Origin of the sequence: Photorhabdus aballayi (genome assembly GCF_026153155.1) — a bacterium.
Classification (GTDB): domain Bacteria; phylum Pseudomonadota; class Gammaproteobacteria; order Enterobacterales; family Enterobacteriaceae; genus Photorhabdus; species Photorhabdus luminescens.
This window is the reverse complement of the sequence record NZ_JAPFCD010000059.1, coordinates 1-23,923: the sequence shown is the minus strand read 5'-3', so window position 1 is coordinate 23,923 and position 23,923 is coordinate 1. Positions and strand designations below refer to the sequence as shown.

Below are 23,923 nucleotides of genomic sequence, written 5' to 3'. Positions count from 1 at the left end.
GTTGTCATGTTCTATGGTTAATATTCTATTTCTGGAATGAAAACAAGAGGGTGTGTGATGATATTTTGTTCAAAGCAACTAAAGTATTTTATGGAATCAGCTAAGAAAGAGTCATTCACGTTAGCAGCGGATACGCTTTGTATTACTCCCTCTCCACTTAGCAGGCTCGTATATCAACTGGAACAGCGTGTGGGGTATCAATTATTTGAGCGACTACCGGGAAAAACTAAGCTCACGGAAGAGGGCAGGGCGCTATATCAGGAGCTGTTGCCGTGTTATGAAAGAATCCAGAAAGTTGAGGATAAGTGGAATTGTCGTAGAAATTATAAATTATCAAACAGAGACAAACTGGTTATTGGTACAAGTGGAGAATATGTTAATAAGATATCTACGGTCGTAAAAAGAGCGGTGCAACGTTATCATTATCGCGATATTTGTATAATCAACAATTTTCTAATTGATGATTTAATAAGACAAGATGCGGTATTTTCTTCATTAATGAGAGGAGATATAACGGTTTATGTGACGACTGAATGTTATCCAGATAATGACGATATCATCAGGATAGATGGTGCTTATCAAATGCTGTCTCTTGCTGTATCCAATGATATTTTAGAACCAGAAAGTCATGCTGATAAAATAATATATAGTTTTCCTTTGGTTCAGCATAATAGTGCCTTTTTAAAACAATGCGATAATTTTATGCCATTGAATTATCTGCCTGAATACCCGAGTTTGGCGTTATTGACGGTCCCTGATTTTACTAATAGATTGGATCTGGTAAAAGCGGGTGTCGCGATAAGTTTAATGACGCCCAATGAAATGCGCTATTCTGCCCATATTGATAAAAGTATAGCATTTCTGAATTTTGAATCACGTCCAGCACCATCGGTAAGGTATTGTGCTTATGCTCTCAGAAATAAATATAAAGAACCTTTAAATTCATTAATTTCTGATTTGATATTTTAATATGATAAATAAGGTATTGTTATTTTAATTGGTTAGGTGTTTCTTTAATTATGTAATATTGAATATTAAAAGTAATCAAGCCATGAAATAAATATTCTTTCATGGCTTGTTATTAATTATTTCTGAATAAAGTTTATTTTATTGTCGTATCCTTTTCTATAAGCGTGACGAATTTCAGAGAAAGTGATTGCTTCGGCATATTCATTCGGACCTTCTTTTCTTCTTTTTCCTGTTTTCCAGGGTTGGTCTGATTTTAACTGCTCGATAGTCAATTCTTCCCCGTTATATCCAGCCATAACAAATCTGAAATCAGGTGATGCTAGTTGTTTTATAAACCAATCCATACCTAATTTACTTGTTTGTCTAAAGAATGCTGTGGCAACAGTATTTTTTAGCCATGATTGGTCTTCGGCTGATAAGGTGCTTTCAAGTTCTCCTGCACTTCCTGCGGAAGCAAATTTCGTTAAAATATCTCTCTGTCTTTGAATAGGGAAACCGTTACCATCACTATTTTTAAAAATAAACTCATCTAATTTCTGGAATCGTTTTTTGCCGGATAATCCACTGAAAAAACCTTTTGAGGGGAGAAGGTTTTTTACTTTACTCTGAATATCTAATTTTTCTTTATTTTCTATCATGTGAAAACTCCATGACGCAGTGTAAGCATATTGTTGTTCATAGGCTTCCTGTTTGATTTTATCGGTAGCTGAATCCACCTTTATATCCATTGCATCCAGATATTTAAATGAGTTAGCTCTTATATTTCCCTCATTTAATTTAGGTGGACTGTCTTCTTTAAGATTTTGGGAAATTCTAAAATAATCAGACAGACTTAATTCACCCATGATACCAAGCCCGGCATTATATTCATCGATGGTAACCGGATTCTTTTTAGCCGCGAATGCTTTCCCCATCTCTGATCCGCGGTGATGACTGAAACCATATATAACAGTGTGTTCGACATCTTTAATTTCAGGGGCTCTACCATCAGTATCATGATATTTAATTGGATTATTCCTCACCATCCGATATAAATTCAGTCCATCGATTGTTCCCGCCGGATCGGCACTTAACCATCGTCCTATCCAAGGTTGATAATATCGGTAACCGTAATAATATAGCCCGGTGGCATCCCGCTCTTTGCCTGAATAACGGATGGTTTTATAACTGGCTTCTGTTTGCTTCCTTGCTGCCCATAATGCCGTGCCGCCATAGGGATAGTACTCTTCCTCGCTAATAATCTCTCCTTTGCTGTCTAATTCAAGCTGACTGGAACCGATAAGATTATCGTAGCTATAACGCAACTGATTATTGTCGATATCTTCCGGTTTACCGCTATCCCAATGCAATACTCGTACCTGTGCCCGGCCCGCTTCTCCTACCGTGATAACTTGCAAATCTTCGGTTGTGGTCGTGCTGTTTTGTGTTAGACGGAGTTCTAAGCTCGGTAAATAAGTTATTCGCTGTATTTGAGCGTTGTTGCTGGCCCGTTGTTCATTGACTTTTAATATCCTTCTCCCATCGCCACTATAACGATACCATTCCCGATCATCATTGGCGCCCTTGTCCCGTTTCACCAGTGTCGCTTGTTGCAGTTCACCGCGTGTATTCCAGTTCAGATTTTGTCCTGATATCAACGTGTTCTGATGTCCGCCGACATCAAATAAAGCATCTACTTGCGCCGGATCTTCGGTCAGTGTGCTGAGTACTGCGCGATTGCTCCGGTTAGAAACCGTGATAGCCGTGGTGTAGTTGTTTTGCGTGGCCGGTGAACTGTGCTGGATTTTAGTCAGATTGCCGCCACGGTCATAAGTATAAGTGCGGGTATAGTTAGTGTAGGTGCTGTTGTCAGAAGGTAGAGCCGGGGAGGGAAATTGGTTATTTTGCTGACCTATATTGGCCATTTCACGCCCAGTGGCGCTGATAAGCTGATACAGGGAATCGTAGGTGTAGGTATTTTCCGGCGCCACTTTCTGATTGTGCCAGAAGCGGGTGGCTTCTGCGTCATTACGGATACTGATGACATTGCCTGCCGGATCATATTGATAGCGTAGGTCTTGCAACACTTTGGCGTCTGACGGACGGCGGGTTTTGATACCGATAAGTCGTTGGGTTTCCGGTTCATAACTGTATTCGGTGATAATGCCATTTTCGTGTTCCTCGCGTAATTTTTGTCCGGCGGCGGAATAGGTCAGGGATCTGATAATCATTTGTTCCGTCTGGCCTTTTAAGGTTAACCAGCTCCCGTTTAGCTGCCCGGCCACATCATAGGTTAGCCTCTGAATGTTCCCTTTCGCATCGGTCTGAGTGAGTAAAGCGCCGGTGGCATCAAAGGCGCTCAGGGTTGTGTAGATGTCATCAGCCAGCATGTTTTGCCAGATGGTTTCGTTATCACCTGTCCAGTTAGCTGCTTGAGTGTCGATCAATAGTTGAGTGGATTGAGATAAAACAGTACCGGTCAGTGACAAACTCTCTAATCGGGTGACTCCCGCCGTGTCATAGTGGCGCACGCACTGGCCGGCAAGATTATGGTCTTTCTCTGCTTCGCTATTGCCAGCCCAGATCAGGCGTTCGCTGATACGGGGTGTTTTTTCCTCTGGCGCTTGTTCGGTAACAGACAACAGACGACCGGGCAGAGTGGAAATTTCATATTGTCGGGTTTGTATGACACCGGTTGCAGTCACTGTCAGCAGCGGACGGCCTTCAATATCATTTAAGGTGACAGTGCGACCGGCATCGACGCTTTCTGTACACAAAATATTGCCGGTCAAATCATACTGCCAGAGAAAGTTAGATTTTTGTTTGGCTTCATATAGGCGTGGGTCGATGCTTTGGCTTAGGTATCCGCGAGTATTGTATTGATGGCGAGTAATACGGATATCGGTATTGCCGTTTGCCGTGGTACGGTGAAAGGCGATGTCACGGATCGTCAGACCTCGGTTATCGTGGACGTTGACGACAGGGGTTTTTTGATAAAGTTTAGGATCGATGTTTTTCATAATTTACCTCGTTGTTGAGCTGTTGTGTGTAATCCTTTCTGCAATCGCAGTTTTTGTCTGTATGTTAGTTTTTCTATATATTCGTTTTCTTACGATAGCGTAGTAGATAATTTCCTTGTTTAACTGGAGGCAGATAGTTTGTTGTGGCAGTGGGAATGCTTTATTGTTTTCCTCCATGATCATGATGATGCGTGATGAGGCGACGCCAGAGCCAGTTCAGTCCGGTACTTCCTGTTGTGCCGAATAAACCTGCAATCGCAAAAGTCATATAGATGCCGCCGCCACTTTCAAAACTCAGCAATCCTCCCAATACACCGGTAAAGCAGGAGATGATGAGTTGACAGAATACGTTGATCCAACTCCATTTATATTGTTTGTTTTGCATATCAATGAGGTACCTTACTAATCCGCCCCAAGCCGCAATAAAACCAATGATCAACCAGATAATAAGTTGAGTATCTGATGGCATTATGAGCAACACCTTTCACCTCTATCTATGTTTCCCGCCCTTCAACCGGGCGGGATTGAATTGATCAAGTTACATATTCACCTCAGTAGCTGTGTCATTTTCATCTTCATTGACAGTAAACCAAGGAGTGAACAAGGTTCGACGGAACCAACCTTTTGCAGTGATAACTTTGATTTCTCGACCAATGGAATCATAGACATGGGTATCTGCATAAGCGTCTTCTGCCCTTCGGGCGCTGTCATTACTGACGTATCGCCAGTCATTGAGGAAATAGGGCTGATAGGTGCGTATCGGTTGTCCCTTATTGTCATATTCCGTCCGTCCAGTCACTGCCCAACGAGTCTCTGTATGTTTAGCATTTATAACCAGAGAACCATCTTCGTTACGTTGCCAGGCCATGCCTGATTCATGTCGGGCGGCCGCTTGCAGCAAACGGCCAAAGCCATCACTAAATATCACTTGTTGGCGGATCTGTTGCTCATGATCGTGATCATAACGATCTGTAGTCAATGTGAGGCTATGAGGGGGTAAACGGGGATTGCCGCCTGACAGATTGATTGACTGTGTGATTGTACTTTGGCTTTTTACCCAGCGGCGGTGAGCTAAGGTACAGATGCGTCCGTCTTCGGTGATGATTCGGGCGTTATATAGCTCTTGCCGTTCTTGTTCTGCCAGTTTATTGAGGGTTTTCTGACTTAATATGGGCATCCAGCTTTCGGGTGCATAGACCTGACACTGTGCTACAGGGATCGGCGTTGTTAACTCAAGAGCGGCGTCAACATCAGATGGTGGAGAAAACGATACTTTTTCCGGTGAGGAGTAACCGGTCATTTTGCCGTTCTCAGTTCCCCAAAAGCGCAGTGTGATTGGCCGACCCAGTGCGTCCAGCGTGATAAGGTGCTGGTTATCATTAATATCCGTGAGTTGCACAGGAGTCAGAAAACGCCAGTCATATCTGGCTGAGGTTGTTAGTCCAGCAGCATCCCGGGTTTGTGTGACAACGCAATAGTTTGCATCCCAAGTGAGCATGATTTTGCCCGTGAGTTGGGTGTTGCTCTGTTTTTGCGGGCGCCAGAACTGCTCGGCTGTACCGTAATCGGTATAGCCATGACGGGCTGCCCAGACTTTATCTTCTCCAGTGCGCGGGAATAGATAATGTGTTTGCTGGTATCCGGCTTGTTCCAGCTTCGTTGACAATTCATCAGATGGGATACTCCCATCAAATGCTGATAGTGTGGATTGACTAAATACCGTTGTCTCGGTGAAGGCAATCAGCGCTTGCCGTGTTGGCGTTTGCGATGGCGCTGCATTTTGTCCATTGGTATAAACGGTTTTTTGCTGGCCGAGGTATTCACGCGGTTTATTATCCGCAATCAGACCATTTTCATCACTCAGGATTTCCAGATTTAGACCGCCAGCAGGGACATGTTCAGCGCTATAAGTAAAGGTATCGCTGCGGGTACTATCCGGTAATCCTAACATCAGCATGGTATTGTCGGTCAGATGATGCCAACTGAACTGTTGATAGGTGAGCCGTAATTTGTGTTGCTGGTCATCATAGCTGTTAGCAAATAACTTATCAGGCAACGTATCAGGATACGGACTGATTGCCGGTTGCTGGCGGCGTGGATACTGTACCGAAACCTGTTTTAACGGTTGACCGAATAGGTCACTGGATAGCGTAATCTCTTGGCTGCATTGCGGATCGCTGGCGATACGTTCGTAATGATAGTTGCGGCTTTCAACTACAGATGACCAAAGCACAGGGTATCGGCTATCGGTATGCTGTAACCGACGTACCTGTGGGCGAAATTCAGTGACTGTGTAGGGAGTTTTTTCCTGTGTACTGCCATCCTCGCCGTACAGTTCACGGCGTAGCAGTTGACTTTTCAGTGCCCGGTTTAGCCAGTACTGACTGTTATCATTTTCCGGTGTGAGCAGAATATCTTGATCATTTTGCCAGGTCGTAAAGCGTGGTGAAAAATCGGCAAAAGCCTGATTATCACCACGCCAATACTCTGTCGATAATGTGTTATCTATCATGGGTATTCCGGTGGCATACCAGTTTTTGGTCAGCGCAGGTGGTGTGAATTCTGGCGCGTTGCCTTGGGCCAGCGCAGGTGGTGTGAGTTCTGGCGCACTGCCTTGGGTCAGTTGATGGCTGTCTTTCTGTTCAACATAACCAAATCCGCGAAATTCCCGCTCACGTCCATCCCAGGCGCCATGTGCATAACGTAGTATTGTGACTAATTTGTTGCCGCTGATTTCATCCTCTATTTCCGTTTGCCATAGGGTGTGTACTGGGAAGGGTAGGTAACAAACTGGTGTTTGTCCGGCAAACAGCGCCGCGGCTTTTTCATCCAGCCAGAACTGGGCGGAACTGCGGTAACGCCAGGTGTGATGGGCTCCCATGTTGTTGTTCATTTCACTGAGTAACCACGGTTTTGCATTGGTCAGATCACAGCGCCAGTGATGGGGAGTCATATGCGGCACACTTAATATCAGGCTGGCGACGCCTAACCCTTGTACATCGGCCACTTGTAACTGACAGGTATGATCGAAACGCACTCCGGTTGGGAAGGGGAGAGTTACTGGTGTGGCGAAGCCGTTGCCGCTTTTATTCAGGAAGATATCCAGACGATCTGTGTGAACATAAATCAGATCAGTCGGGCCGCTGCCATCTAGATCGGCCAGATAAACTTGAGCAGGATTAAACGTCGCTTCTGGTTGGCTAAATCCCGGAAGAGTAATTGGTTGGCCAAAACGTCCGTGCCCCAGATTAGGCCAGCAGGTGACTTTAGTCGCGCTTACTTCAACCAGATGTGCCTGACCGGAACCCAGTACGTCACTAAACGCCACCAACTTACGCGGATCGGCGCCCGGTACTGGCAGTGTGATATCACCGGATTGAACTACATCTTTTCCTTTGGCAAAGCCGTCGCGGGTATTGGCATATAAACGTACACTCTTAGGGCCGATCAGTACTAAATCAGAAAGCCCGGCTCCCATTAAATCGGCGAGTTGCGCGCGTGGATGAGTATATTCCACTGGCAAAACGTTGAGTGGGGTAAAGCGTGTCCAACTGCCATCTGGATGCTGACTATGATATCCCCGTAATCCCGGTCCGGTGATAACCCAGTCAAGTTGGCCGTCTCCATTGATATCCACCAGCGAGGCGTTACTTTGTAAGGAAGGGATAACCGACAAAGGTTGCATTTTTTCCCAAGTGACGGCATCTGAGCCAATTTTGCCGAAACGTTGTGCAGAGCGGTACCACCAGGCGCCTTTATCTTGATATAGCAGGCCGGGGAATCCTTCGCCTTTTAGATCAACTAGTTGCCAGCGCTGAATGGCATTGAAGTTTGCCAGCACATCCATCGATTGCCAGCGAGCGTTATGTTGCGGTGAAAAATCCTGATACGCCAATTCTAATGGCGGCAGGGTGACGGCAGTACCGTCTTGCTCGTGGCCTACTCGACGAACGAATACCAGCGTGCTGGCGATTGCGCTTTCGTCATAATTGAGTATCAGGCGTGAAACCAGCGTTGGTCCGTTGTGTTCTTTTATCTCGCTATCCAGCGCTTGCAGGTGGTGATACATCAATACCTGACGGCATAAGCGGCGGGTACGAATCTCAAAACCATATTCATACCGGGAAAAACGGTCCTGGCGACAAAGCCAGCTACCTGTAGTCGAAAATGCTGGCGGCGTTTTCAGGTTGTTACTGCGTTCGCCGTAATCAAATACCAGATAGAATAACCAGTCTGCTTGTGATGGGGCGCTGCCGTCCAGACCGGGTAACGTTTCGCTGGCTGTCCGGTTGCTGTAATACACGATGTGTAAGTAACGTTGCGCGGTGGCCTGTGGATGGAGCGTGATTTCATCAGCTTCGCAACCTGTATCATCTTCGGCACGATATTGATAATAAATTTGTTCGCCATGTGGTGACACAGAGGCTTCTAGCAACCATTGTGCTGTTTGTGTGATATCTGACGGGTTGCTGATCCGCGCTTGAGGTGATTTACCCAGTAAATGTACTTGTCCATCTGGGCTATATATCAACCAAAAATCTGTTTTGCCGGTTGTTTTGGGTGTTGCCTTGGGTTGCCAATATTCCAATCGGCTGAAATGACTCTCCAGACGGGAACGGTATCCGGTGACGGTAAAGGCGGCGCCTAAATTAATACCTTGTAATGTGGATTCGTCGCGCGGTTGATCCGCTACCACCAATACCTCGCCTTCTGGCCCCAGAAAGGTATCGGTTTCATTATAATGGGGAACGCCAAAATGGGTGCGGCGGCGGATGGTCATAATGTTGCAATCCCAGCCCAGACCAAATGGGCTGTTACCGGCGCCGCTGTTGTAGTTTAAGGCGAGTGACGGAGCATAACCGCGCCCGGCAGAGATAGGCAACGGCAGAGACAGCGCGGCCATCCCATCCGGTCCGGTGGGGGTTAACGCTTCCCCCATTCCCGTGATAGCGCCCCCGCTTTTGGGCAATGATAGTTCTGTAATACTGAAATCTTGTGAATTTTGCATGAAAAACTCCTTGCAGGCCCCGCTTAGGGGCCTGTTTTAGCACTTAATTAAAATCGTTATTGGCGAATGGTGTAGCGAATATGCAGAATGATGTCGTTCAGACTCTCCAGCATGGCTTGTTGTTTGCCTTTTTTGTCTTCTTTACTAATTGCATTTGGGAAGCTCAATGTCAGCGTACCTTCATCGATTTTGATTCCTTCGAACGGCAGGAATTTGCCATCGTTGAAATCCAACTGGAACTGACCGCTGTCATTCATCCCATGAGAAACCGCCAATGATTTGCAACTTTCAGCCAATTCAGAGGCTTTTCCGCTGTAAGACAGAATTGCTTGCACATCCTGATAGGGTCCTAGCAGTGCTGGCAGGGTGACACTGATCTGCTTGATGCGTCGGACGTTACCTACCCCACTGTTTTCTGGGTAATCGTTACGGATTTGTAAGTCAGCTAACGAAACGGATGCTTTCAAAGAAGTTCCGGCATTCTCTGTACCAAACTTTAGGGAATTACTTCCGCTGCCGGCGGCGCCTGATTTATTCTTTAACAGTTCTGCAATTTTCTCAGTCAGGGAAAATTGACTTTTCTCTTTATAGACTTCTGCCAGTGAAACGGTACGTTCTACCTCCAGTACGCGTTGCTCCTGTTTCAGGTGAGCATCTTCCATTTGCGCCAGATTCAGCATTAAGGTTTCACCCGCAAGCAAACCCGCATGGGTTCCCTGCCAGGCGCCGGGCTTGATAAAGCGTGCTGCGGCATCGTTAGTCTCCCAACGATAGGCCATTTCCGCCATCAGGCAACGGGCTACCGCTAAATCATAGAACTGGAAGTAAATGGCGGACAATCGACCACGTAGCCAGTTGTACAGCGCCTGATTACTGAACTTATGTTGTAGGAAGGTCAGTTGTGCATGAGTCTGCTCTTGTTGGGTTTTCAGGCTGGTTTTTTGTAATACTGCGGCTTCACGGCGTACTGCCAGCGAACCAAGTTGAGCATCGATTTGTTTCAGCTCTGCCTCAGCGTTATTACGCTGAATTTCCCATTCCTGACGACGCCGACGGTAGGCTTCAGACTGGCTGATTTTATCCGCTTCGGTATTCATGACACTGGCGGAGAATTCCATGACATTACCTGTGGCTTGGGCGATCGCCCCCCAACGGCTGCCACCATCAGCGAAGCCGAAGATGTTAGGCGCCAGATCAAGTGCTGCGCCCGCCAGATGTGATGCTTGAAGGGCTGTAGAGATGCCAGCGACGGAAGCACGCAACGCCATTGCCTGTTTTTCACCCGCGTTGATGTCTTCATCGTAGAATTTGCTGTAGCTATCAAAACGCGACTGGGTTCCGGCGCGGTTTTTTTCTAGCACAGTTTTTTCAGCATCCAGCTCTTGGATGGTTTTGTCCTGTATGCTGAGATTGGTCAATATCAGTTCTGCCGCCTGATTTTGCAACAGCGTGTTTAATGCCTCCGCATCTTGACGTTCGATAATATTTTGCAATGTGGAGCCGAATTGGGTTAGCTGACTGACCATACTGCGGGCGTTTTCCAGCATATGAGGGAAACGCCAAACCGATATAAATTCTGACGGAAGATTGTTCCCTCCTTGTGAACTGGCGACAGCGGCGCTGAGCAACGCTTTTGGATCTGCTGGTGTTGCGAAAATAGTCAGATGTAAAGGTTGACCGTCAATAGAGAGGTTATGGCGCAGGTTATACAACCGTTGTTCTAGCTTCTGCCAGTAGCTCAGCATCACTTCGTTCACTTGCGGCAGGAAAAGATCTGTATTGCTTCCATCTGTAGGCTGGCCTTGTCGTAAATCTGCTATTGCTTTGGTATGTTCCTGTTGTTTTTCAAGATCTGCGGCTTCTTGTAGCTCTGGATTACTCCATGTTGAGCTGAGTGGTAGATAAGGTTTATCACCCAATAGATGCAGTGCCTGCATATACCACATTTTGGCTTCGGCGAGTGTATCCCGCTCCAATTGGCGATAGGCGTAATCTCCCTGTTCGATCAACAGATCTAGGATGCGCATAAAGGTGGCGACTTTGTAGTGCATTGGATCATGTTGAGCTATGGCATCGGGATCAAATGAGTCCAAAGGATCATCGTTCCAACTCGTGTCTTCTTGTAATGGGCGGGTATTCCAGCGGTAATGCTGCATTTGGCCATTGATAATATAACCGGATGGGTTCCAGACATATTTCAGCCAACGGTTAGCCTCATCGAAGTTTTGCTCGTGCAGCAAACGTTGAGCAATCAACATTGGGGTATAGTAGAACAGTTCCCAGAAATAGAGGCTGTTGGCGCCGTTGAAGTCCATTGGTTCTGTGAAGGTTGGTACTACTCTAGTTGATACAAGACCTGAGAAAGTGCCGTTATTATAAGTAGTATCTAATGTAGCGAGTTCATTATTATTTGTTTTAAGAAAGCGGATACTATTCTTTCCCTCTTTTTGATAGACCGCATTGATATAGAGATTGTCTTTATTTCCAAAAGCATCATCAAGACGAGGTAAGAATAATCTTACTGTTGTTGGTGCAATATCGCTTAATGTCCCTTGATAAACAGGAAATTCATCATTAGATTTAAAAATATTAGAATTGATGAGTGTAAAGGATTTATGAATACCGTGGATTTCTGGATTATATTTATCCATAACTAGTTCCACATAGGCGCCAATTCCCATCATAGGTTCCTGAATATTTTGAGTTTCCATGCTCAAAATAGTATCTATCCCTGCGTTGGCGCGGCTAATTAATTGACGGGCAAACAGTGTATTAAGGCGAGTACGATAAGCTCCCCATTGCATATATTGTGCTCCGTTTGCATCATGGTGCAGGGTCAGGACATCATTAATATCTTCCTTTTTGATAATACGAATACTGAAATGTTCTTCGCCTAGATTACGTTCTTTCTTATCTATTTCAGATGCTTCGGCAGATGTTGTAAATGCATCAGCAAATGCTGTAAAGGTGATATCAATACTTGCTTCATTATTATTAAATTTCAGTTTGGAGACATCTATTTCTTCTAGACCATTAAACTGGTAACACATTTCTTCGAAGTTGAGTGGTGGTTTAACGGAAACCTTGTTGTTCGCTGTATATAGTTTACTATCTGATTCTCCATTTTCCTTCACTGTTTTTACTGTGATTTTAACGTTTGAGTGCTGAATGTTTGTATTAATAAACATTGGTCCAGAAACATCAGTGTCAATACCACCGTGGTCATCCATATAGAAATATTCTTTGAATGGATCGTTATTACTGTGCTTATTATCAATATAACCATAATTACCACTAATGTTACCGCCAGTGGTTGTGGACATTTCTTGAGAGCCAGAGGGAAGGTTAGGGAACCAGGCTCTTACAAAGTTAGTGGTACTCTCCCGATAAAACAGCAGCTTCCCTTTTGCGGGAGTGTCTCCATATTGATAAACAGGGTAGATGAGTTTTTTATTTGATAAATTATTCGGGTTAATACCTAGCGTGGTATAAATAATAAATTTATCACCGAGCTTACCGTATTTCTTCATTAAATTGCACTGATTACGTTGACGGCCCTCATATCCATTGTGAATAATTCTTAACTGTGGTGAGATTTTTATTTTTGAGTTATTGCTTTGGTCTCGGGTAATTAGAATACTCCCTCCATATACCATACTCAGATAGCCATCTCCCCAATCATAACCGTTATTACTGTTTACTGATGAAGGGATTTCGTAACTTTCTGCATAGCGATTATTGACTTTTATAACACTTTTAGTCTCAATACGGGTATCAAGTTGTTTATAAATATTGGCTCTATAATTACTAGGCTCCATCTCTTCTGATGACATATTAGAGGAGATATATAATCCTTGCATAGCAATAGATTCAAGTTTGTAATCTGTATTTTCTGGCCGTTTTGGATAAAATATTACTAGTAATTTATCTTTGCCTTGATAACTTGCACAATATAGCCCTAATACTTTATTCGCATCTAGATTTAGAGCAGATATTTTCTTATTTACATCAAAAGTGACTGGTGTATTCCAGGTACCGTCATAACGAATATGCGCTAGTTTCAGTTCATAATAATAATCCGAGGTAGTTTTGTCACCTTCCTGTTTAGTCGTCTTTTTCTGTTCCAGCCAGATAAGATACAGGCGAGATTGGAAAATTACCGGGCGGATAGTATCTTTGTAGGGGTTAATTGGACAATCAATTTTGTACCATTCACTCCAGGCATTAGCAGGGAATTTTCCGTCGCTGAATTTATTGTGATCCACACTGCGCCAATAATATTGATTCACTTCTGTTTTACTACGTCCGATAAAGTAAGTTAATCCTTGATCATTATTAATGTTGTCATGGTAAGCACTGAGGATTTCCAGATTAGCCACTTGTTCGAATGATGTCAGGTAAGATTTAAAGGCATCTTCTACGGTATCGATATTTAATTGGCTTTGGCTGATGGATTGCAGCAGCGTATCCATCATTTTTGTCTGCCCAATACGTAGTGTCGGATCGATGTAATTCTCTGGATAGTAAAGGAGTTTAGCCATACCGGCCCAAGTGCTGTAGCGTTTATTGTATTTATCCCAGTTGGTGAAGAATGAGCGGCTGGTGACGCTTGTGACAGTATCTCCCTCCATATTTTTCAACGCGCGGTTAATATACAGTTGGATACTGGCGATAGCTTCCGCAATCTCCGTGGTTTTAATGGCGGCGGAAACCTGATTATCGATCAATAGGTATTGATATAGATCATCCCGGTTTTTAATGACTATATCTTTTCTAATTTGGTTACGCATATAAATATAGTATTCACTCAATGCAGCACTGCGAGACTCATCCAGAAACGCATGTAGGGCATTGGCTTTTTGGGTGTCCAGCCCGGCGGTTAATATCTCAGCGACGTTTTTCCATTGGGTATAGTTAGCGGAAGATTCTGCGGTCAATACTTGAGTCAGTGTAGAAACGCCTTGTGGAGAGATGTTCAATTGACGTGAGATGTTAATCCACTGCAATAGGCTGTCGATAGATGGCCAGTTGGACAAATCAGTTTTTGCCTGAATCTTGGCCTGCTCCAGTAGATTTTTATCGAGATTCATGGCGTTAGCCAATAGTTCTGTTGTTAATGTTCCTTTTTTAAATTCGGTTAGTACAGAAGAGGCGTTTTCACCTAGTGAGTTAACCCAGTCAGTAAAACGTGTTAGTGACATTAGTGTTGATACGTCATGTGCTGGTGTTGTTTCAGTTGCAATAATAAAGTGTTGCGGCTTTGCTACAAACATATTTAAGGTGTTTTCGTTAAGGCCGGTAGAACGGTAAATCAACGCTAGTTGTGCCAGGCATTGGAAATACTGGACAGCCTGTTGAATTAGTGTAGTTGATTCAGTTGTTTTTGATTGAGTTCTATCGGGGTTTGTCCGCAGCCAATTCCAGAATGAGTTTGCCGTCATTTTATTTTCTTTGCCAGAATTTAGTTTATCTGCCCAATTCAGCACAGAGAGAGCAATATTCTCAGACGGTAATTGCAGAGCGGCGGCGATATAATGAGATAATGCTTTTTTCAGATTCTCCTCGACCTCTTGCAGATTTTTTTTGGCTTTATTTAAATTTTCTTCCGATTTTGACTGGCTTTCTTCCGCTTTTCTTAGTTCCTCTTTGGCTTTTAGTATTTTTTTGTCAAAATCTTGCAGACCGTTATATACAGTATCCAGTAAGTTCTGGATTTCTGGTGTCAGGGTTTTGTCATAGTTGGTGGTGGTCATAGCAAATAACTGATATACACTCCACTTCCGTGTACGCAGCCAATTGGTAACGGTATAGAGTTTATTAATTAGCGTGATTAGATCAGTCTCATTGAGCTTGGGTAAATCGGTTATTGTTCCTTTGTCTATGGCAACCAGCAGTAAATCTAGTTCATTAATCGTTAGTTGATGGATGTCTGCTAATAATTTGGCTAGATCAGGGAGAGAAGGATGGGTAGCATTATCATCTTCTAAAATTGATATTTTGCACAATCTCAACGTAGTCTTGGCATCAATACCGTAACGTTGCATATAGTTTTTAACACGAAACGCTTTCTTTAATACTTCTGTATTAATATCTGGATTATCACGAAATTCATTGTATTGCGGGAGGGCAGGGACTTCTATGATGTCATATATTTCATCATCTTTATATTTTTCAGGTGGATATTTATCAGTACTACTAAGAATAATGCTTCGAATAATGGTTAGGGGGAGTTTTGTTATCCTCGAAAGACGAATAAACTTATTGAGTCTCAGCAAATAGTATTTAGCCGGTGTTTCACTCTCTTCACTCTCTTCACTCTCTATCAATCTATGTACTTGTGTAATATCTTCCTTTTTAATAAATTGCTCGGCTTCTTGATCTGTCAGATGATAATAATTTTTCAACTGTTCTGGTCTGATCATTAGAGAAGGTTTAATATCACCAAAGCTCCGTAGATAAAGGTCTTGAACGTTGTCTTCTGTAGCTATGCTTGTCAAAATATTAAATAAATCAGGAGATACAGAAGCATTAATCTCTAGCAGATAGGCTTTATGCATCAGCTTAGATATTGTCGTTTCAGATAATGTACTAACCTGTTCAAAGATAGGTGTCTGTAACTGAATAATCTTACGCACACTTTCATAGGCATCGTGATATGGCATCATGCTAGAAACGCGGAAATTGGATAACGCTTCCATTACTTTAGCGTGGCTGTTCAAATCAGGCTGAGTTTTAATCCCCTCTAGCAACATGTTATTAGACAGAGAAAGTGTGGAAATCTCCGTATCCATATTTTTCTGGCTGAGCACCAATGATTTTAGATCCGGACGCCGTTTATCCAAATGATAAATAGAATTTTCAGCATGTAAATTCCGAGCCTGACGATAAAGTTCAGCTAAATAAGCCGCAGGAGAAAACATGGAAGAAATTGCGCCTGGGGCTGTATATTTGCTGGCGCGATTGCCAAATCTGCTATTATAACCTTGCTGGTCAGCATGAGGTGTTGTCAGGGCAAGATGGACCGCACTTTGTAAATGAGGATTGGCGCGTTTCAGAATACGGGCTTCATGCAGGAGATTGTCCTTTTGCACTTGTTGTGCTTCAAGATATAAGCTTTGGGTCTGTGACCACGATAGTTTGTCCTTCACTTCTCTGCGAAACTCTTCAAAAGAGAGATGGCAAATATCAGTTTTTGAATTAAAACCTTTACTTTTCAAAATTTCATTGATATTGGTTGTGGATGTGTTCATGTTTATTCCTTTTAAATGTTAGTTCAATAAAACATTTATGCTGGCCTGAGTACCGTGGATATAAATAAGGTTATTTATATTCATCAAAACAAAGGCAACACAGGTAACGTCTGATAACAGTCTGAAATTAGGTTGAAAATAACGGCTAAATAAAAAACACCATTTAACTATCAACTATTTCACAACGTTATTATTTATTTGAATGGCTATTGCGATGCAATAACAAAATTTATAATTACATCGAAAGTAATATAATTGATTAACAATAACCAAATGAAATAATTGCATTTGTTGCATATTGCATGTTATGAAAAAGAAGAGGGTTGATGTTTTATAGTAGGCAATGGAACTCACGAGAAAAGGAAATATCTCTGTTATAACGAGCGCTAGACAGGTTAAGAGAGCAGACTGTGAGTGGTATATATTCGCGAAAGGTTCAGGCCCCGTTTAGGAGCCTGCCTTTAGTATTTAATTGAGGTGGTTATTGGCGGATGGTGTAGCGAATATGCAGAATGATATCACTCAGTGTCTGCAACGTGGCTTGCTGTTTGCCAGTCGCATTGGGGAAACTGAGTGTTAATGTGCCAGTATCGTTAATCGCTATCCCTTCAAACGGCAAGAACTTACTGTTGTTAAAATCCAACTGGAATTGACCGCTGTCATTGATCCCATGAGAAATCGCCAGTGATTTACAGCTTTCAGCTAATCCGGTTTCATTTCCTCCGTAGGACAGAATGGCTTGTATATCCTGATATGGCCCTAACAGGGCTGGCAGGGTGACACTGATTTGTTTAATACGTCGAATGTTGCCTACGCCGTTGCCATCTGGGTAGTCATTATCTAATGACAAACCTGACAGAGAGATTTTGGCACTGAGTTGGCCGTTTTCTAATGTAACGGGATGATCATCAATGGAGTCAGTTGTACCACCTGCTAGCAGGGTAGAAATCCGTGTGGTTAAATTAAACGATTTTTCTGGCAGTGCTCCATAGTGTTGCGTCAATGAAATGGTCCGTTCCACTTCCAGAGCGCGTTGATCCCACCTCAAATGGGCATCTTCCATTTGTGCCAGATTCAGCATCAAAGTTTCACCAGCCAGTAAACCCGCATGGGTTCCCTGCCAGGCGCCGGGTTTGATGAAGCTTGCTGTGGTCTCATTAGTCTCCCAACGATAAGCCATTTCAGCCATCAGACAACGCGCTACGGCCAAATCGTAAAATTGGAAGTAGATAGCAGCTAGCCGACCGCGTAGCCAGTTGTACAACTCTTGATTACTGAATTTACGTTGCAGAAAAGTTAATTGCGCCTGAGTCTGTTCCTGTTGGGTTTTTAGGCTGGTTTTTTGCAATACCGCAGCTTCACGGCGTACTGTCAGTGATTGAAGTTGAGCATCGATCTGTTTTATCTCTGCTTCGGCATGATTACGCTGGATTTCCCATTCCTGACGGCGGCGGCGATAGGCTTCAGACTGGCTGATTTTATCCGCTTCGGTGTTCATCACACTGGCGGAGAATTCCATAACATTAGCTGTTGCTTCGGCAATTGCCCCCCAACGGCTACCGCCATCAGCAAAACCGAAAATGTTAGGCGCCAGATCAAGCGCAGCGCCTGACAGATGCGATGCTTGCAGGGCGGTGCTGAGGCCAGCAACGGAGGCATGCAATGCTATAGCCCGGTTTTCACCCGCATTGATATTTTCGTCGTATAACTTTCTGTAGCTGTCAAAGCGTGATTGTGCCCCGGCTTTGGATTTTTCCAGTACGGTTTTTTCCGCATCCAATTCTGCGATGGTTTTGTCCTGTATGCTGAGATTGGTCAATATCAGTTCTGCTGCTTGATTCTGCAATAGTGTGTTTAAGGCTTCCGCATCCTGACGTTCGATAATACCTTGTAACGTGGAGCCGAATTGAGTGAGCTGACTGACCATACCACGCGCGTTTTCCAGCATCTGTGGGAAACGCCACAGTGACATAAATGGCTGTGAGAGAGCGACTCCACCTTGGGAGCTAGCGACAGCGGCGCTAAGTAATGCTTTTGGATCTGCCGGTGTGGCGTAAATAGGCAGATGTAGCGGCTGGCCGTCGATAGAGAGGTTATGGCGTAGGTTGTACAGCCGTTGCTCCAGTGTCTGCCAGTAGTTTTGCATCACTTCATTGACCTGTGGCAAGAAAAGATCTGTTGGGTTGCTGTGCTGGTCAACATCACCTTGTCGCAGGGCGGCCATTGCCTGGGCGTGTTCTTCTTGCTTTTCCATTTTGGCAGCGTCACCTAAATTTGGCTTACTCCACTCTGAACTGAACGGTAAATCGGGTTTATCGCCTAACAGATGCAATGCTTGCATATACCACATCTTAGCTTCGTTAAGTGTGTCTCGTTCTAACTGACGATAGGCATAATCTCCACGGGCCAGCAACAAATCAAGGGTGCGCATGAAAGTAGCGACTTTGTAGTGCATGGGATCATATTGCGCTATAGCATCGGGATCGACGGAATTTAGTGGATCATCGTTCCAATTGGTGTCTTCTAATAATGGGCGGACATTCCAGCGGTAGTGCTGGATCTGACCATGCTCAATATAACCGGCTGGGTTCCAGACATATTTCAGCCAACGGTTGGCTTCATCGAAGTTTTGTTCGTGTAGCAAACGTTGAGCAATCAGCATCGGAGCATAGTAGAACAATTCCCAGAAATAGAGGCTATTGGCTCCGTTGAAATCCATTGGTTCCGTGTGTTGATCGGTAAGAATGGAAACATCAAGAAAGCCTTTATATTTATTGACGATGGCATCAGTATCATTTATCACTATTGACTTATTATCTGCATCATTAACTAACACAATTTTCTTATTAATTTCATCAAAATGAAATAAAGCAGTTTCCCATTTTTGTTGTTCAAAATAGAATTTATTCTTATATTCTACTGCTATTTCGACACGAGATTGTGTATTAGACCAAGGGATAAAAAGAGTGATGCTAGTTGCAGTGTCAGTTAATATTCCCTTGTAGTATACATTCATCAATCCATTATCATTCCTTATGTGAATTTTAAACCAACGCTCATTGCCATGTACGTTTTGATCATATTTAGGAAGAGTGAGATGAGTAAAAAATCCTTTCCCTAACTGAGGTTCTGGCAATTTCTGTGTCTCTATACTTAAAATAGTATCGATTCCGGCTGTGGCGCGACTAATTAATTTACGGGCAAACAGCGTATTAAGGCGAATACGATAACCTCCCCACTGCATATATTGCGCCCCGTTTGTTTCATGGTGAATAACCAAAATATTATCGTCATCAGTTGTCTCTGATGAAGCGATCTCATGCCGATTATTAACCATTATGATGCGATTATCCGCAGTATTGATATCAAACTGGTTACGAATTTGAATTATGTCATCGTCAGAATTGATATCTTCAAATAACATGTTTGAGGAGATACGTAGCCCTTGCATGAGTACTTCTGGTTTTTCTTCTATTTCTATTCTTGTTTTTTTTCTTTCTATTATTGAGGTTCCTTCTAAATCATATTTTTCTACTAATTTTACTGATTTCTCTGCTGTTGTGACTATTTCTATGACTTCTTTTTCATATGCGTTTATTTTATCCTGTTTGCTATAAAATATGACCAGTAATTTATCTTCGCCTTGATAATTTGCACAATAGAATTTTGTTGGTTGCGTTATTATCTCCTCTATCTTCTGTTGCATCTGTATCTTCGATTTCTTCTGTCCCTCTATTATTTCCTTTAGTTCCGTTATTGCTGGCGCCAGTTTCTTCTGCTCTGGTCTTTTCTCCAGTTGTGCCAGATTCTGCTCTGATTGTTTCAATATTTCCTTAAATCTTATCCATTGTTCCTTTAATGACTCAGGGATTAAAACATCAGATACTTTGTCACTGACATCAAAGGTTATTGGTGTATTCCAGGTGCCGTCATAACGGATATGCGCTAATTTTAGTTCATAATGATAATCTTCAATGGTTTGATTATTATCTGCCTGTTTAGCAATTTTCTTTTGCTCCAGCCAGATCAGATACAGGCGAGATTGGAAAATTACCGGGCGAATAGTCTCCTTATAGGGATTCATTGGGCAATCAATTTTGTGCCATTCACTCCAGGCGTTAGCAGGAAACTTACCATCATTGAATTTATTGTGATCTACACTGCGCCAATAATATTGGTTCACTTCCGTTTTGCTATGTCCGATAAAATAGGTTAATCCCCGATTGCTATTGATGTTGTCATGATAGGCGCTAATGATTTCTAGATTAGCTACCTGTTCGAACGACGTCAGATAAGACATAAAGGCGTCTTCTACCGTATCGGTATTTAATTGACTCTGGCTGATGGATTGCAGCAACGTATCCATCATTTTTGTTCGCCCGATGCGTATCGTCGGATCGATGTAATTTTCTGGGTAGTAAATGAGTTTAGTAATACTGGCCCAGGTGCTGTAGCGTTTATTGTATTTATCCCAATGGGTAAAGAACGGATGGCTGATGACACTTGTGACTGCATCACCCTCCATCCTTTTCAATGCCCGGTTGACATACAGTTGGATGCTGGCGATAGCTTCTGCAATCGGTGTGGTTTTGATGGCGGCGGAAACTTGGTTATCAATCAATAAATACTGGTACAGATCATCACGGTTTTTAATCGCTGGATTTTGACTAGCAACTTTACCGATATAGTATTTACTCAATGCGGCGCTACGAGACTCATCCAGAAAAATATGCAGGGCATCGGCCTTTTGGGTGTCTAGTCCTGCGGTTAATGTCGCAGCGACGTTTTCCCATTTGTCATAGGTCTGGGGGAGGGCTGTGGTTAATAATTTCACCAGATCTGAAACGCTTTGCGGAGAAACGTTCAATTGACGCGCGATATTAACCCATTGCAGGATGGCGTCGATAGATGTCCAGTTGGAGAAATTAACTTTAGCTTGAGTCTTGGCTTGCTCCAGTAGATTTTTATCAAGATTCATGGCATCAGCCAACTGTTTTGCTTCTAATGTTCCGTTTTCAAATTCGGCTAATATAGAAGAGGCTTTTTCGCCCAGAGAGTTAACCCAGTTAGTAAAATGCGTCAGCTTTATCAGCGATAATGCGTTGTGTGTCGACGCTGTTCCTGCGGTAAGGTCAAAGAGCCGCGGTTGTGTGACAAACAGACGTAAAGTGTTTTCACTAAGGCCGATGGAATGATAAATCAGCGCCAGTTGTGCCAGACACTGGCAATATTGGACTGTTTGTTCTTCTATTACAGTGGTGGATTGTTCTGAATTGCGTTGAGATTGCAACCATTCCCAGAATTTTGTTGCTGTCATTTTGCCGTCGCTGGGTTTGAGTTTATCTGCCCAGGTGAGTACATAATAAGCTGCATTTTCAGACGGCAATTGCAGAGCGGCGGCAATATAAGGAGATATTTTCAACAGAAGATTTGTCTCATTTCCGCTGTTGAAGCCTTGCAAACCATTGTAAACAGCATCTAGTAGGTTCTGGATTTCCGAAGTTAGATTTTTGTTATAGCTGGTGGTGGTCATCATAAACAATAGGTACGTATTCCATTTCTGTGTACGCAACCACTGGGTAACGTTATAAAGTTTATCGATCAGAATAGCCAGATTGTCATCATTAATCCCAGATAAATGAGTTGATCCTTCATTTATGGCAACCAGCAGTAAATTCAGTTCATTAACAGTTAACTGATGGACATCTGCCAGTAATTTGGCTAAATAGAGATAAGAAATATTAGTTAAATTATTGATTATTTTTCCATTTTCATTATCACGATGAGTCATCTTTATTAATTGATAAAGTGAAATATCATCGACATTAAAAGCACGTTTAAGCACCTCTTTTTGCCTGCTATCTGTATTGTTTGGGCTTAAATTAATCTCTTCATCCCAAACGTGAAAATCCTGACCATTCAATGGTGGGGTATTAAATAAACGACTAAATTGATCGGGGCTACTGCTAAAGTAATTTTGTGAAATTGGTGTATTGCACAGAATCAATGCAGTTTCAGCATCAATACCGTAACGCTGCATATAGTATTTAACGCGAAAGATTTTATTTAATATTGCTGTATTGATGTCTGGTATATCGTTCAGGTCGTCGTATATAGTAGGGCTATATTCCAGGGCGATTTCTATCGGTTGGGATATTGCCTGATAAGTTCTACTAAAGGCAATGTTTTTAAGGGATTCTGGTGCCATTTCTGTGGCTCGTGACAGAAGGATAATCTTATTAAGCCTGAGTAGATAATATTGAGCCGGTTGTTGGCTGCCATATTCGGAATTCATTTCATCATGTATTAGCTTAATATTTCGTTGGTCAATAAACTGGTTAACTTCCTCATCAGTCAAATTATAATAGCTTTTTAGAGATTCTAGCGTTGCCATTAAAGAGGGCTGAATATCGTTAAAGTTTTTTTTATAGAGCTTTTTAATCTCTTCTTCGTCATCTGTAATCTGCTCTGTTAGGATATTAAATAGCTCTGGAGAGATGGAAATATTAATCTCTAATAGGGAAGCTTGATATTTCAACTTGGCGATATCTGTTTCTGGGGATGGGCTAAATTGGTCGAATATTGGATTTTGTAACTGAATAACTTTGCATATATTTTCATAAGCATCGTGATATGGCATTGAACCAGCAGGGCGAAAGGTTGATAGCGCTTTCATTACATCAGTATGGTTTTCTAGCCCAGTCAGCGTTTTAATCCCCTCCATCAACACCTTATTAGATAGAGAAAGTGTAGAAACTTCATCATCCATATTTTGCTGGCTGAGTGTCAGTAATTTTAAATCAGGGCGGCGTTTATCCAAATGATAATCGGAATTATCTGCATGTAAACCGCGCGCCTGCCGATAAAGTTCAGTCAGATAAGCGGCGGGAGAGAACATAGAAGCAACTGAGCCGGGGATGACATACTGACTGGCGCGGCCACCGAATTTACTGTTATAACCTTGCTGATCAGCATGAGGCTCTGTAATAGCAAGATGTATCGCATTTTGTAACTGGGGATTAGCTCGTTTGAGGATACTTGCTTCATGCAGTCGGTTAGCTTTTTGTGCTTGTTGTATCAGTTCGGGGGTGAGTGTGCTCATGTTTATTCCTTTTAAATATTAAATAAAATAGTTATGCTGCCCTGAGTCCCATGAATATCGTAAAAAGATGCTTAATGTTCATTAAAATAAGGCAGCAAATATGATGTCTGATAACGGACTGAAATAAGTTGAAAATAGTGGATAGATAAAATGGTATTATTTTCACATTAATTATTTCATAACGTTATTATATATTGTTTATTTAAATTGCTGCGGCAATGCAATAACAAAATTTATAATCACACTTATAATAATTACTTTTTGAGTGATAAAGTTATGAAATAATTACTGTTATTCTTAATGGTGTTTTATGAAAAGTAAAATGATTAATATTTTGTGATAAGCGAAGAGGAAAATTAGAAAAGATATTATTTCGACTGTTTTCTGGCCTGTTCTAAGCAATTGTCAGATAGCATTCAATGAACATTTTTTCTTTTGGGTTTGAAGCAATGAAGGCTGTAGGAAATTTTTTTGGTTATTATTATATACCCTATGGATTTCAAGATGCATCGCGACGGCAAAGGAGTGAATCCAAACTATGTGACCGGGGTGAGCGAGTGCAGCCAACAAAGAGGCAACTTGAAAGATGACGGGT

General features: G+C 42.7%; 6 protein-coding genes. 1 reads left to right on the top strand and 5 read right to left on the bottom strand.

Annotated elements, in window-relative coordinates:
* Positions 1 to 57: 57 nt before the first annotated feature.
* The gene (locus tag OO184_RS20855; protein WP_265380838.1) at positions 58 to 969 is read left to right on the top strand and encodes a LysR family transcriptional regulator; all 912 of its coding nucleotides are present in this window, start codon (positions 58 to 60) and stop codon (positions 967 to 969) included.
* Positions 970 to 1,085: 116 nt separating this feature from the next.
* On the opposite strand, the gene OO184_RS20850 is transcribed toward OO184_RS20855, so the two are convergent.
* The 5 genes from OO184_RS20850 to OO184_RS20830 form a co-directional block, all read right to left on the bottom strand.
* Complete coding sequence (locus OO184_RS20850; RefSeq protein WP_265380832.1) at positions 1,086 to 3,968, bottom strand: RHS repeat protein; 2,883 nt, start codon at positions 3,966 to 3,968, stop codon at positions 1,086 to 1,088.
* Positions 3,969 to 4,128: 160 nt separating this feature from the next.
* Entirely contained in the window at positions 4,129 to 4,437 is a 309-nt protein-coding gene (locus OO184_RS20845; protein ID WP_176692867.1) for a phage holin family protein, read from the bottom strand.
* A gap of 69 nt (positions 4,438 to 4,506) precedes the next feature.
* The gene (locus tag OO184_RS20840; protein WP_265380831.1) at positions 4,507 to 8,976 is read right to left on the bottom strand and encodes a SpvB/TcaC N-terminal domain-containing protein; all 4,470 of its coding nucleotides are present in this window, start codon (positions 8,974 to 8,976) and stop codon (positions 4,507 to 4,509) included.
* 56 nt (positions 8,977 to 9,032) lie between these two features.
* Positions 9,033 to 16,226 carry a Tc toxin subunit A-related protein gene (locus OO184_RS20835; RefSeq protein ID WP_265380830.1) on the bottom strand — a complete coding sequence of 2,398 codons (7,194 nt, stop codon included), beginning with the start codon at positions 16,224 to 16,226 and terminating at the stop codon, positions 9,033 to 9,035.
* A gap of 481 nt (positions 16,227 to 16,707) precedes the next feature.
* The gene (locus OO184_RS20830) at positions 16,708 to 23,328 is read right to left on the bottom strand and encodes a Tc toxin subunit A-related protein (RefSeq protein ID WP_265380829.1); all 6,621 of its coding nucleotides are present in this window, start codon (positions 23,326 to 23,328) and stop codon (positions 16,708 to 16,710) included.
* Positions 23,329 to 23,923 lie beyond the last annotated feature (595 nt).

What these genes read in the sequence shown, in the direction of transcription:
- OO184_RS20855 (WP_265380838.1), top strand. Translation starts at nt 58, where the DNA reads ATGATATTTTGTTCAAAGCAACTAAAGTATTTTATGGAATCAGCTAAG.
- OO184_RS20850 (WP_265380832.1), bottom strand. Translation starts at nt 3,968, where the DNA reads ATGAAAAACATCGATCCTAAACTTTATCAAAAAACCCCTGTCGTCAAC.
- OO184_RS20845 (WP_176692867.1), bottom strand. Translation starts at nt 4,437, where the DNA reads ATGCCATCAGATACTCAACTTATTATCTGGTTGATCATTGGTTTTATT.
- OO184_RS20840 (WP_265380831.1), bottom strand. Translation starts at nt 8,976, where the DNA reads ATGCAAAATTCACAAGATTTCAGTATTACAGAACTATCATTGCCCAAA.
- OO184_RS20835 (WP_265380830.1), bottom strand. Translation starts at nt 16,226, where the DNA reads ATGAACACATCCACAACCAATATCAATGAAATTTTGAAAAGTAAAGGT.
- OO184_RS20830 (WP_265380829.1), bottom strand. Translation starts at nt 23,328, where the DNA reads ATGAGCACACTCACCCCCGAACTGATACAACAAGCACAAAAAGCTAAC.